This is a genomic window from Pseudomonas sp. BF-R-19 (genome assembly GCF_019956445.1).
Lineage (GTDB): Bacteria > Pseudomonadota > Gammaproteobacteria > Pseudomonadales > Pseudomonadaceae > Aquipseudomonas > Aquipseudomonas fluorescens_BH.
In genome coordinates, this window is record NZ_JAHBDN010000037.1 from 17,761 (window position 1) to 29,952 (window position 12,192).

Annotated in this window: 11 protein-coding genes; 3 read left to right on the forward strand and 8 right to left on the reverse strand. The window is 59.8% G+C overall.

Annotated elements, in window-relative coordinates; all coding sequences use genetic code 11:
• Positions 1 to 7: 7 nt before the first annotated feature.
• Positions 8 to 295: a hypothetical protein gene (locus KGB28_RS06210; RefSeq protein ID WP_223443499.1), complete on the reverse strand. Its 288-nt coding sequence runs from the start codon at positions 293 to 295 to the stop codon at positions 8 to 10.
• A 438-nt stretch (positions 296 to 733) separates the two neighbouring features.
• Here KGB28_RS06210 and algB point away from each other — a divergent pair, with 438 nt between their 5' ends.
• Positions 734 to 2,080 carry a sigma-54-dependent response regulator transcription factor AlgB gene (algB, locus tag KGB28_RS06215; RefSeq protein WP_223443501.1) on the forward strand — a complete coding sequence of 449 codons (1,347 nt, stop codon included), beginning with the start codon at positions 734 to 736 and terminating at the stop codon, positions 2,078 to 2,080.
• Between the two features lie 10 nt (positions 2,081 to 2,090).
• Positions 2,091 to 3,881 carry a KinB sensor domain-containing domain gene (locus KGB28_RS06220; protein ID WP_223443502.1) on the forward strand — a complete coding sequence of 597 codons (1,791 nt, stop codon included), beginning with the start codon at positions 2,091 to 2,093 and terminating at the stop codon, positions 3,879 to 3,881.
• 7 nt (positions 3,882 to 3,888) lie between these two features.
• On the opposite strand, the gene KGB28_RS06225 is transcribed toward KGB28_RS06220, so the two are convergent.
• The 7 genes from KGB28_RS06225 to KGB28_RS06255 all read right to left on the reverse strand — a co-directional run bounded on the left by KGB28_RS06225 (position 3,889) and on the right by KGB28_RS06255 (position 11,141).
• Positions 3,889 to 5,502, reverse strand: a complete 1,614-nt coding sequence (locus tag KGB28_RS06225) for an EAL domain-containing protein (RefSeq protein WP_223443504.1) — start codon at positions 5,500 to 5,502, stop codon at positions 3,889 to 3,891.
• A gap of 76 nt (positions 5,503 to 5,578) precedes the next feature.
• Complete coding sequence (locus tag KGB28_RS06230) at positions 5,579 to 6,358, reverse strand: N-acetylmuramoyl-L-alanine amidase (protein WP_150753726.1); 780 nt, start codon at positions 6,356 to 6,358, stop codon at positions 5,579 to 5,581.
• A 91-nt stretch (positions 6,359 to 6,449) separates the two neighbouring features.
• The gene (locus KGB28_RS06235) at positions 6,450 to 8,444 is read right to left on the reverse strand and encodes a GGDEF domain-containing protein (protein WP_223443507.1); all 1,995 of its coding nucleotides are present in this window, start codon (positions 8,442 to 8,444) and stop codon (positions 6,450 to 6,452) included.
• Positions 8,441 to 9,319 carry an endonuclease/exonuclease/phosphatase family protein gene (locus KGB28_RS06240; RefSeq protein WP_057712592.1) on the reverse strand — a complete coding sequence of 293 codons (879 nt, stop codon included), beginning with the start codon at positions 9,317 to 9,319 and terminating at the stop codon, positions 8,441 to 8,443. Before KGB28_RS06240 ends, KGB28_RS06235 begins: the two co-directional genes overlap by 4 nt.
• Positions 9,320 to 9,333: 14 nt before the next feature.
• Positions 9,334 to 9,975, reverse strand: coding sequence for a thiol:disulfide interchange protein DsbA/DsbL (locus tag KGB28_RS06245; protein WP_223443509.1), 642 nt, complete (start codon positions 9,973 to 9,975; stop codon positions 9,334 to 9,336).
• A 200-nt stretch (positions 9,976 to 10,175) separates the two neighbouring features.
• Positions 10,176 to 10,805: a c-type cytochrome gene (locus KGB28_RS06250; protein WP_223443511.1), complete on the reverse strand. Its 630-nt coding sequence runs from the start codon at positions 10,803 to 10,805 to the stop codon at positions 10,176 to 10,178.
• A 45-nt stretch (positions 10,806 to 10,850) separates the two neighbouring features.
• Entirely contained in the window at positions 10,851 to 11,141 is a 291-nt protein-coding gene (locus KGB28_RS06255) for a c-type cytochrome (RefSeq protein WP_008002190.1), read from the reverse strand.
• Positions 11,142 to 11,332: 191 nt separating this feature from the next.
• Here KGB28_RS06255 and yihA point away from each other — a divergent pair, with 191 nt between their 5' ends.
• The gene (gene yihA, locus KGB28_RS06260) at positions 11,333 to 11,977 is read left to right on the forward strand and encodes a ribosome biogenesis GTP-binding protein YihA/YsxC (protein WP_046042671.1); all 645 of its coding nucleotides are present in this window, start codon (positions 11,333 to 11,335) and stop codon (positions 11,975 to 11,977) included.
• The last annotated feature ends 215 nt before the right edge of the window (positions 11,978 to 12,192 follow it).

Sequence of the window (12,192 nt, forward strand, 5' to 3'; positions counted from 1 at the left end):
GTTTTGCCTAGAACACCCAACGCTCTTGATGACGTATTTCACCCACAGGCCCGGCCTGGTCGACATCCATCATGCGCATCGGGGTGCTATCGGCCTGACCGCTGCTGACAGCGCTGAAATGGGTTTGGGTCGAATGCGGAATCGACAGGCATGGCGCTTCCGGCTGCCGGCTCTGCTCCCAGCGCAGAAACTGCTGGCCGCCGATCAGGGTGATCAATAGCGCCAGAACAGCAAACAGGCCTTGCTGGATATGCACAGGCGAGAGATGCAGGTGGGCGACACGTTGACGATTCATCCTGGAGCTCCTACCACTCGGGTCGGTATTCGATAGCAGGCGTTTGTTTTTGAATGCCCTGGTCAACCAGACAATTGCAGAGCGCATGCCAGCTTTGAATCGAATTAATTCCCTTTAATATCAATATCTTATTAGCATCAAAAAAATCACTTCGCGCGCATCCTGCACGATGACACTTGTGCAGTCGTGCGTATTGCACGATTGGTTTGAAGGAACGCGTAAATTTTTTGAATTGAGAGGAGGGTGCGGAGGTCAGAAATTCACGCTGGCCGCTGGCAGAGACCGGGCATCCATTAAAAGACCCGCAAAATCAGGTGACTAACCGATACATCGGATGAGAGCTACCCTGCCATGACAGGAATGGCTCAGAATCAATCATGCAACTTGCCCGATTTCTCCGGGACTAAATAAAGATCAGTCATTAAGGAGCGTAGGAAAATGGAATCAGCCACTGAGCATCAAGGCCGCATTCTGCTGGTGGATGATGAGTCCGCCATCCTGCGTACTTTCCGTTATTGCCTCGAAGACGAAGGCTACAGCGTGGCCACCGCCACCAGCGCCGCGCAGGCAGAAGCCCTGTTGCAGCGGCAGGTCTTCGACCTGTGCTTCCTCGATTTGCGTCTGGGTGAAGACAACGGCCTCGATGTGCTGGCCCAGATGCGTATCCAGGCGCCCTGGATGCGGGTGGTGATCGTCACTGCGCACTCAGCCGTCGACACGGCAGTGGATGCGATTCAGGCCGGTGCCGCCGACTATCTGGTCAAACCGTGCAGCCCCGATCAACTGCGGCTGGCAACCGCCAAGCAACTGGAAGTGCGGCAACTGTCGGCGCGACTGGAAGCCCTGGAAGGTGAAGTGCGCAAGCCCAAGGATGGTCTGGACTCCCACAGCCCGGCCATGAAAGTGGTACTCGAAACCGCGCGTCAGGTTGCCACGACCGATGCCAATATCCTGATTCTGGGTGAATCCGGTACCGGCAAGGGCGAGCTGTCCCAAGCCATCCACGGCTGGAGCAAACGCGCGAAGAAATCCTGCGTCACGATCAACTGCCCGTCGCTGTCCACCGAGCTCATGGAAAGCGAACTCTTCGGCCACAGCCGCGGCGCCTTCACCGGTGCCAGCGAAAGCACCTTGGGCCGAGTCAACCAGGCCGACGGCGGAACGCTGTTTCTCGACGAGATCGGCGATTTTCCCCTGACGTTGCAGCCGAAGTTGCTGCGTTTTATTCAGGACAAGGAATATGAGCGCGTCGGTGATCCGGTGACCCGCCGTGCCGATGTGCGCATCCTTGCGGCCACCAACCTCAACCTTGAGGACATGGTCCGCGACGGTCGTTTCCGTGAAGACCTGCTCTATCGCCTGAATGTCATCACCTTGCACCTGCCACCGCTACGCGAACGCCGCGAAGATATTCTCAACCTGGCCGATCGTTTCCTGGCGCGCTTCGTCAAGGAGTACGCCCGTCCCGCGCGCGCCTTCAGCGACGAGGCCCGGGAAGCACTGTTGGGTTATCGCTGGCCGGGCAACATCCGTGAGCTGCGCAACGTGATCGAGCGGGCGAGCATCATCTGTCCACAGGAGCGGGTCGAGATCAGTCATCTGGGCATGGCCGAAACCCCGGTCAACAATACACCGCACATCGGCGCGGCACTGAGCCTGGAGGAGCTGGAAAAGGCCCACATCGGCGCGGTCCTCGCCACCGCCGACACGCTGGATCAAGCGGCGAAAACCCTGGGCATCGACGCCTCGACGCTGTACCGCAAACGCAAACAGTACAACTTGTGAGCAATAGCCGATGAAACTGGCGCTGAAATTGCGGACCCGGCTTTTCCTGAGCATCTCCGCACTGATCACCGTCGCGTTGCTCGGGCTCTTGCTCGGGCTGGTCAGCGTGATGCAGATGGCCGGCAGCCAGGAAGCACTGATCCGCAGTAACTTCATCACCCTGGACCTGGGGCTCAAGCTGCGTCAGACCCTGGGTGATCAACTGATCATCATGCTCAGCGAGAAGCCTGACTCCGCCGCTTTCGCCGCCTCGAAGCAGCATTACTTCGAACTATTGGAGCAAGGCATCGCACAGGAGCCGGCAGAAACCGGAAGCGACTACGGCTTCAGAAAAGCCAAGGCCGACTACGAGAGCTTTATCCAGGCTTATGAAACGTCCCCGGACCCGTCGAATGTGCTTAGTAGCCACGATAACCTGACGGAAAAATTCAACGCGCTACGCAATGGTCTGATCGCCGAGCACAAGCGCGCGCTGGATAACATCAGCGAAACCGAGCGTCAGTCCCGGGAGCAGGCACTGCTGATTGCCGGGCTGCTTGCCCTGGTGGGGCTGGCGGTGCTGATCATCGGCTTCGTGACCGCGCAGGCCATCGCCCGGCGTTTCGGGGAGCCCATCGAGGCGTTAGTCAAGGCGGCGGACAATATCGGCCAGGGCAATTTCGATGTCACCCTGCCGATTTCTTCGGCGATGGAACTGAACCAGCTGACCCGGCGTTTCGGGATCATGGCCCAGGCGCTGCGTGAACATCAGGCCACCAACGTCGATGAGCTGCTGGCCGGTCAGCAGCGTTTACAGGCCGTGCTCGACAGCATCGACGACGGCCTGCTGATGATCGACCGTCAGGGTCATCTGGAACACCTTAATCCCGTGGCCCAGCGTCAGTTGGGCTGGGAGTCCGATCGTCTGGGTCAAGGATTGGGCGCGGCGCTGGAGCGCCCCGAACTCGATGAGCAGCTGCAACTGGTGCTGCGCGGCGGCACGCTGGAACGGGCGCCGGAAGACTTGAGTGTCGAAGTCGATGGCGAGTCGCGACTGCTGACCTATAGCCTGACCCCGGTCAGCCATACCCAGGGCCATATTCTCGGTGCCGTGATGGTGCTGCATGACGTCACGGAACAGCGTGCCTTCGAACGGGTACGCAGCGAGTTCGTATTGCGCGCCTCCCATGAATTGCGCACACCGGTCACCGGCATGCACATGGCCTTCGGATTGTTCCGTGAGCGCGCGCACTTTGCCCCGGATTCCCGGGAAGCCGACCTGCTCGATACCGTGAATGAAGAGATGCAGCGGCTGATGCAGTTGATCAATGACCTGCTGAATTTCTCCCGTTACCAGAACGGTTTGCAGAAACTCACCCTGGCGCCGTGCTCCATCGAGGCATTGCTGGAACAGGCTCAGTCACGCTTTGCCACATCGGCCGAAGAGAAGGAAATCAATCTGCTGGTGGAAGTACAGGGACCTTTGCCGCGGTTACAGGCCGACCAGCCACAACTGGACCGGGTACTCGATAACTTGCTCGACAACGCCTTGCGTCACACCGGCTCCGGCGGGCGGATACGCTTGCAGGCCCGGCGCCACGGTGACCGGGTCATCATCAGTGTCGAGGACAACGGCGAAGGCATTGCCTACGGTCAGCAAGGGCGGATCTTCGAGCCCTTCGTGCAGGTCGGACGCAAGAAGGGCGGGGCCGGGCTCGGCCTGGCGCTGTGCAAGGAAATCGTGCAATTGCATGGCGGGCGGATGGGCGTTTATTCACGGCCGGGGCAGGGTACTCAGTTCTACATGGCGCTGACCGTTTAGGTCACCCTCACGCTTCGTCATCCAGGCGCCGGCCTGCCCGACGCCGCCCCCGGGTAATCAATTCAGTGAACTGCACTGCGCTCAGCGCGCGGGCGAACAGCCAGCCCTGGCCGAACTTCACGCCTTCGCTGCACAGGAACGCGGCCTGGGCCTCATGCTCGATGCCCTCGGCAATCACCTTCAGGTGCAGCGACTGGGCCATGTGAATGATGTGCGGAGCCACACCGCTGCTGGCGGCGTCATGGCCCAGCGCATCAATGAACGCCTTGTCGATTTTCAGGCAATCCACCGGCAAGGTTTGCAAATAGGCGAGGCTGCAATAGCCGGTGCCAAAGTCATCGATCAACACCTGGTGCCCGACATCCCGCAGCGCTTGCAGGTTTTCCCGAGCTACCACCACATCGACCAGCCCGCGCTCGGTGACCTCAAAGGCAATTTGCCGCGCAGCGACACGGTGCAGGGTCAGCAACCGCGCCATCACCTGGCCGATCCGCGGAACCATCACGTCACACGCCGCGAGATTGACCGAGATGTACAGTTGCGGGTTGGCACGCAGCAACTGGCCGAGTTGCTCGAGCAGGCGTTGCAGGACGAAGTCCGTCATCTGGCGAATCTGCCCGGTGTTCTCCGCCATCGGAATGAACAGGTCGGGACTGGTCAGGGTGCCGTCCGGCCTGCGCCAGCGCAGCAGTGCTTCAGCCCCGACACAGTTGCGGCTATCGAGGTCGAAGATCGGTTGATACAGCACCTGCAACTCGCCACGGCGAATCGCGCCGGTCAGTTCGGCGTCCAGCGACTGCCGCTGGCGCACCAGCAGAAACACCAGGAACCCAACGCATATGCCCAGCGCGAGGCTGGCCGGCAGCAACCACCACCAGACCGCCGGGATATGCATGCCGGTGCGCGGACTGATCAACACCAATTGATATTCCGGGTTGTCGGTGGGCATGCGGTATATCAGGCGTGTCTGGGTGATCTGCAGCGCATCACGGTTTTTCGGTGGCCAGGCCTCGGCTGGCGGCCAGACCTGAGAAGCACCGAGCACCGGAATCGCGCGCGCGCCATGGTCCAGGACCACCAGCAGGCTGCTGCCCGGCGACAGGTCGACCATATCGGTCAAATGCCCGCGAGAGGTCGCCACCCGGAAATTCCCGCGCCCGAGCATCAGCGCGGCGCGGTTTTCATCGGGTTCGGTGGTGGTGTTGAGCCAATAGCTGTAAGTCGGGCCTTTGATGTCTGGCGATCGACTCAGCGACAGCCCTTCCTGGCGAGGACGATTGGAGCAGATTCGCGAGGAGTCCATGTAGGCGGCTTCGTAGACGAAGCGATAATTGAATGAAACCTGTTGCAAGGTTGCGATCATTTCAGCATCGCAACCGCGCAACGGTTGCGCTTCAAGGTCGTCAAGGCTTTCACGCAGTTGCCCGAAGAGCTGTTCGAGGCGGGCGAGGAAGCGTTCACCCTGAGCATTCATTTCTTCGCTTTCGTTTTGCTCGACCTGGTGTATGGCGACGAACAGGCTGCCGGCCATCAATAACGTTGCGCTCAAGACAGTAGACATCAGCCCCAGGAACCAGGGGCGATGGAACCAACTACGGAAGGTCTCTCGAGCAGCGGTCATTGTGTAATATCCGAAGGATTACCAATGAGTTATAGCTGCTGATTGGAAAAAAGCCCTGACCGTCGGGCGGGCGTCATTATTTTGTCTGATTCAACACCAAAAGCAGCGCGGCAGTTTGCGCATCCGGAGTGCCATCGAAGCGCGCCGGACGGAAACGCATCTGAAATGCTGCGATCACATGTCGTGTCGCGACATCGAGCTCGCCGGTTTGTGGCGAGGCATAACCCAGGCGGGCCAATTGCGCTTGAAACCAACTGATGCTCGGCAACTGCTCGGCGAACAGCATTTGCTGGCGCGCCACCGACTGTTCATTTGGCCAGAGGCCCAAGCCTTCGGCGGCCAGACGCTTCCAGGGGAACAGCGGCCCCGGGTCCAGCTTGCGCATTGGTGCAATATCGCTATGGCCAATGATGTCGCGAGGCTTTATGCCGTGACGTTTGCTGATGTCCTTGAGCAACACGATCAATGACTGGACCTGATCTTCGGTGTAGGGATACCACACGCGTCCGGTCGGGGTGTCCTTGAACCCCGGATTGACGATTTCGATACCGATGGAGCTGGAATTCAGCCAGGTCCGGCCATCCCACTCGCTCTCCCCGGCGTGCCAGGCCCGCACATTTTCATCCATCAGCTTGTAGATGGTGGCGCCCTTGTCGTCGCCGATCAGGTAATGGCTGCTGACTTCACCGTGGGTCAGCAATTGCAACGAACGCTCCAGCGAGGCATTGGTGTAATGCACCACCACAAATTGCACGCGGCTGTCGTAATTGGCCGAAGGGTGGCTGGTGTCGAAACGGGGACCGCTGGCGCAGCCGGCCAGCAGAATCAGTGACGCGATCAGAGCAAAATATTTCATGGGAAGACAGTACACACAAGACAATAATGCAACAGTGTAACGTAGTGCCTGGCGGGCTGACGGCAATCAAACAAAATGGAACAATTGACGATCAGCCGGGCTCCACGCGGTTGCGGCCGGCATTTTTTGCGCGATACAGCGCCTGATCGGCTCTTTTAAGCACTTGATCGCCGTGCTCACCCGGCCTGAACGCCGTCATCCCGATAGACACGGTGATGGTCACCGGCTCTCCCTTGAAGTGGAACGGACAGGCCTCAATGGAGGCACGCAAGCTTTCCAGCAACTTCAGCCCCGCCGCCGGCACCGTGGATGGCATCAATAGCACAAACTCTTCGCCGCCAAACCGGGCAATGAAATCCGTCCCGCGCAGCCGCTTGCGCAACACGCTGGCGATGATTTTCAGCACTTTGTCACCGGCCAGGTGCCCGTAGTTATCGTTGATGCGCTTGAAATGATCGAGGTCGAGCATGGCCAGCAGCAGCGTGTTGCCATGTTGCTGCCATTGCGTGACTTCATGATCCAGGCGCTCGCTCCAGGCCGCGCGGTTGGGCAGCCCGGTCAACGGGTCGACCAATGCCTTCTGCCGTTGCTCTTCAAGGTGCTCACGGTAACCCTGGGCCTCCTGCTCCATATGGGCGACCCGTTCGGCCAGGCTGTGCAGGCGCGCAGCGACCTCTTGCTCGCGCTCATCGCGCTGTTTCTGGTGCTGGTCCATGGTGCCCAGCAAGCCTTCGAGATGGTTTTCCAGAACGTGCTTGAGATCTTCCAGGTCTGCGGCTTCCTGCATGCTGCTTTGCAGGCCATCGACCTGTTCGCGGATCTGCGTGTCCATCTGCCGCGCAGCCGAGCGGTTGTCGGCGTGTCCAGCGGTGGCGGCCTGCAAGTTGCTCTGGAACGATTCGAGGCGCTCGTTCAGTCGTTGCAGATAGGCTTCGAACTCATGCTGGCCGCTGTCGGTAATGGCCAGCATCAACGTGGCGAAGTCGTCGAGGATCGGCAGCAATTCGTACCAGTTCAGACCGTTTTTCAGACGATCGCGCATGGATTCGGCTTGCGGGCGATGACGCTCGGGCAATGTCAGGTCGTCGAGCAGCCCCAGCAGCGTATCTTCGATGTGACTGGCCACCGAGCTGTAGGAGGGCTCAGGGGAGTCCGGGAGTGCGTAGAGAATGTCGTGTTCGGATGGCGCCTGATCGACGACGGCCACGTCCTGCGTCGGAATCGGAGGTAAGGGCAAACTATCGGGCGATGCTGGCGCGATCAGCTCGTCGGGGTTTGTTTGCGACTCAGGACGCGTCGTGATGGTTTCCGGGGTCGGTTGCTCGGCCGGTTCGATTTCTGCTGCGGTTGCACTGGCTGGTTGAGGCTCCGCAGCCGGGGGGGCAAAAGCCAGCGCTGGCTCGGCAGCGGGCACCTTGGAGATTGCCGGCTCATTCACGACCGGGGCCGACTCGATAATCGCCGTAGGGTTCTCGGCTACAGGGGCGACAAGCGCTGTTACCGGCTGCAAGGCAAAGGCCTGGGCAGGAGAAGTAGCCGCTGATGCCACCGTCTCCTGCGCTTCACGCCCGCCGAACAACCGCTGCAGCAAACCCGGCCGGTCGATCTCCGTCGGGGCCTCCAGCTGGCTCAGGGCCTTGCCCTGCAAGCCACTCAGCTCGCCGAGCAGCAAGGGTATCTCACGCGCCTGACTGACCCGCGCCTCCAGCTGCTTGGCGAAACTCTTGAGTGGCCGACTCACATCCCGTGGCAGCGGCAATGTTTGCAGTTGCGTGACCAGCGCAGTCAGGGCGGCACTGGTCTGGTTGACCCGGGTTTCCCGACGCTGTTCGGAGTCGAGCACAGCTTTTTCCAGGCGCGGAATCAGCGCGGCCAGGCCGGCGTCCATGTCGTCGGTACGCACGACCTCGCGCATTTCCTTCATGCATTGGTCAACGGCGCGGTCAGTACCTTCCGCCGCCAGGGTGCTGCGCACCAGCCCGCGACGCAGCAAGTCGAGCCGTGCGTCCCAGCGACGCTCGAGTTGTTCCTGTTGTTCGATGCTTTTGAGGTATTTCTCTTTCCAGCGCTGTGCTTCGTCGCTCATTCATGGGATCCGCGAGGGGCAGGACTCAACGCGGGCAATGCATCGGCCGTGAGCGAACCCGGCAAACGAATCTCTACCGCGACCGGCAGGTGATCGGAAATGGGCTGTGCCAGCACCTCGACCTTTTCCAGGGTCAGGCTCGGGCTCAGCAGGATATGGTCCAGGCAGCGCTGTGGGCGCCAGCTGGGAAACGTTGCTTCCAGTTGCGGCGCGAGCAGGCCGAGATCGCGCAACGGGGAATGTTGCAGCAGGTCACTGGCATGGGTGTTCATGTCGCCCATCAGTACCTGATGTTTGTAGTCGCCAATCAACTCGCGAATGTAGGCCAGTTGCAGGCTGCGCGCCCGGGCGCCCAACGCCAGGTGCATCATGACCACCACCAGCGCCTCCGGGCCTTCGCCGAACCGTACCAGAATGGCTCCGCGACCCTTTGGCCCCGGCAACGGATGATCTTCGATTGCCCACGGGCGCAATCGGCTGAGTACGCCGTTGCTGTGTTGGGCCAGGCGACCGAGATTGCGATTGAGTTGTTGATACCAGTAGGGAAAGGCACCGAGCTGGGCCAGGTGTTCGACCTGATTGACGTAGCCTGATCGCAGGCTGCCGCCATCGGCCTCTTGCAAGGCGACCAGATCGAAGTCGCCCAGCAGATTGCCGATTTTCTGCAGATTGTCGGCACGCCCGGTGTGCGGCAGCAGATGCTGCCAGCCCCGGGTCAGGTAATGCCGATAGCGCTCGGTACTGATGCCGACCTGGATATTGAAACTGAGCAAACGCAGACGACTGTCTGCGGGCAGGCCCGTGGACTCCAGATGATGCTCGTTGACCCGCGGATCATGCAGGCCAACGATGCGTTCAGTACCCCATCGGCGCATGGCAGTGACTGCCCTTAGTTGGCGGCAGCCTTGTTAGCCGCTCGCTCTTTGTCGATCAGTTTGTCGGCCAGTTGCAGGGCCTGTTCGGCACCGCCGGCAGAACCCACGTCAAAGCGGTACTTGCCGTTGACGATCATGGTTGGAACGCCGGAGATCTCATACTTCTTGGCCAGCTCACGAGCCTTGACGATCTGACCCTTGATAGCGAAAGAGTCGAAAGTCGCGAGGAACTTGTCCTTGTCCACGCCTTGGGTAGCGAGGAAGTCGGCCATCTCATCCTTGTCGGTCAGTTTCTTGTGTTCTTTCTGAATCGCGTTGAACACCGCGGCGTGAACGTTGTGCTCGACACCCATGGCTTCAAGGGTCAGGAACATCTGACCATGAGCGTCCCACGGGCCACCGAACATGGCTGGAATGCGCACGAAGTTCACGTCCGAAGGCAGCTTCTCGGCCCAGGGATTGATCACTGGCTCGAAGGCGAAGCAATGCGGGCAGCCATACCAGAACAGCTCTACCACTTCGATCTTGCCAGGCACGGCGACCGGAACCGGATTGGTCAGTTCGACATAAGGTGCGGCGGGGGCGTCAGCGGCCTGGGCAGTCATGCCGAACAGGCTGGCAGCGGCAAAAACGGCGCTGATGATCAGATTACGCATGCTTCACTCCTGGACAAATTTTTTCGCCTCGCGCGACCTGTTATCAGACAGGTCCTGGCGGGCTTGAGTTCTGTAGTGTAACGGCAGCGGCCACAAAAAAGGGCGGCCAAAGCCACCCTTTTTATACTCGTTGCAACGGATTAATCGAGCGTTAACGTTGCAGGTGATAAGCACCCCGTTCAACGCCCGATCCACCGGCCTTAGTGCAGGCCCTGAATGTAGCTGGACACCGCGGCGATGTCTTCGTCGCTCAGCTTCTTGGCAATGCTCTGCATGGGCTTGGTATCGCCGTCGTTGGTGCGGCCGCCTTCTTCCTTGCGGAAATCGATCAGTTGCTTGCCGACGTATTGAGCGTGCTGGCCACCCAGGTGCGGGAAACCGGCAGCCGCGTTACCTGCGCCATTTGGCGAGTGGCAACCGGTGCAAGATGGCAGGCCCTTGGCCAGGTCACCGCCACGGAACAGGGCCTCACCGCGAGCGACGATCTTCGGATCGGCGGCACCGACGCTGCCTTTCTGGCTGGCGAAGTAGGCGGCGATGTCCGCCAGGTCCTGATCGCTCAGGTTGGTCAGCAGACCGGTCATTTCCAGAACGGTGCGCTTGCCCGACTTGATGTCGTGCAATTGCTTGGTCAGGTAGCGTTCACCCTGACCCGCCAGTTTTGGAAAGTTTGGCGCCATGCTGTTGCCATCCGGGCCGTGGCAGGCGCCACATAGGGCGGCTTTGGCCTGGCCGGCTTTTGCATCACCCGGTTGTACTGCCTCACCTGCAGCATGGGCCATGCCGGAGATGCCCACGGTCAACAGCAGACTCACGATCAATTTCTTCATCAGCTAATCCAACTACGGCTAAGGGTTAAGAGTTATGGACCGGGCTTACTCGCTCATCCAAAGGATGATGGCTTGGTAATCCTCGGCACTGCAGTCCATGCACAAACCACGCGGCGGCATCGCCTTGAAACCCTGGGTCACGTGTTGCACCAGCGTCTCCATACCTTTCGCCAACCTCGGCGTCCAAGCTTCCTGATCGCCTTTTTTCGGCGCCATGGGGAGTTGGCCGGAATGACAGGCACCACAAACACGGTTGTACACAGCTTCCGGATCCTGTGTAGCCTGAGCGCTGTAAAGCGGCATCAAGACACCGGCAGCTAGCAGCCATTTCGTCATAAAACGACCTTTTCAGGGTTGAGAGCGAGCTGCGTTCTAGTGCGCAATCAAGGTCTGTCGCTCTCGTGAACTTCATCCTACGCTGGGACAAAGCGCACACAAAATCTGCGGCATTATATACTGGCGTCACTGAAACGGAAGCGACACTGCTTGCCGCACCCATTCCTGGCGCCGCCCACATCGGAAATCCCATGCAACTCAAGAATCCCATCCTCGGTCTGTGCCAACAGTCCACCTTCATGCTCAGCGCCGCCAAAGTCGACCAATGTCCGGATGACGAAGGCTTCGAAGTCGCCTTCGCCGGGCGTTCCAACGCCGGCAAGTCGAGTGCCTTGAACACCCTGACCCACGCCAGCCTGGCGCGCACCTCGAAAACCCCGGGGCGCACACAGCTGTTGAACTTCTTCAAGCTAGACGATGAACGCCGTCTGGTCGACCTGCCGGGCTACGGTTATGCAAAAGTACCGATCCCGCTCAAGCAACACTGGCAGCGTCACCTGGAAGCATATCTGGGTGGTCGCGAGAGTTTGAAAGGTCTGATCCTGATGATGGACATCCGCCATCCGATGACCGATTTCGACCTGCTGATGCTCGACTGGGCAGTGGCTGCCGGTATGCCGATGCACATTCTGCTGACCAAAGCGGACAAGCTGACTTATGGCGCGGCCAAGAACACGCTGCTCAAGGTTCAGGCGGAAATCCGCAAGGGCTGGGGCGATCTGGTGACAATCCAGCTGTTTTCGGCCCCGAAACGCATGGGCCTGGAAGATGCCTACACCGTACTGGCTGGCTGGATGGAGCTGGCGGACAAGGGTGCCGAAGCAGAAGCTCAGTAAGTGCCAAAAACTGCCTGCGGCGCACGCAGGCAGTTTTCTCTGGGCAAAAAAAACCCCGGGCTTCATATGGGGAGGGAGAAGTTCCGGGGTTGAAGCTCTAGACCGCTAGGGCGGGGTCCAGATATCTGCCAACACTTAACACAACATAGGAGCATCGAAGGGCTTCACCAGCCATTCAGTATCTCTGAGTGGTGGTGTGCAAGATTAGTTCAGAT

Coding starts and splice junctions, on each gene's coding strand:
- KGB28_RS06210 (WP_223443499.1), bottom strand. CDS start 295: ATGAATCGTCAACGTGTCGCCCACCTGCATCTCTCGCCTGTGCATATC.
- algB (WP_223443501.1), top strand. CDS start 734: ATGGAATCAGCCACTGAGCATCAAGGCCGCATTCTGCTGGTGGATGAT.
- KGB28_RS06220 (WP_223443502.1), top strand. CDS start 2,091: ATGAAACTGGCGCTGAAATTGCGGACCCGGCTTTTCCTGAGCATCTCC.
- KGB28_RS06225 (WP_223443504.1), bottom strand. CDS start 5,502: ATGACCGCTGCTCGAGAGACCTTCCGTAGTTGGTTCCATCGCCCCTGG.
- KGB28_RS06230 (WP_150753726.1), bottom strand. CDS start 6,358: ATGAAATATTTTGCTCTGATCGCGTCACTGATTCTGCTGGCCGGCTGC.
- KGB28_RS06235 (WP_223443507.1), bottom strand. CDS start 8,444: ATGAGCGACGAAGCACAGCGCTGGAAAGAGAAATACCTCAAAAGCATC.
- KGB28_RS06240 (WP_057712592.1), bottom strand. CDS start 9,319: ATGCGCCGATGGGGTACTGAACGCATCGTTGGCCTGCATGATCCGCGG.
- KGB28_RS06245 (WP_223443509.1), bottom strand. CDS start 9,975: ATGCGTAATCTGATCATCAGCGCCGTTTTTGCCGCTGCCAGCCTGTTC.
- KGB28_RS06250 (WP_223443511.1), bottom strand. CDS start 10,805: ATGAAGAAATTGATCGTGAGTCTGCTGTTGACCGTGGGCATCTCCGGC.
- KGB28_RS06255 (WP_008002190.1), bottom strand. CDS start 11,141: ATGACGAAATGGCTGCTAGCTGCCGGTGTCTTGATGCCGCTTTACAGC.
- yihA (WP_046042671.1), top strand. CDS start 11,333: ATGCAACTCAAGAATCCCATCCTCGGTCTGTGCCAACAGTCCACCTTC.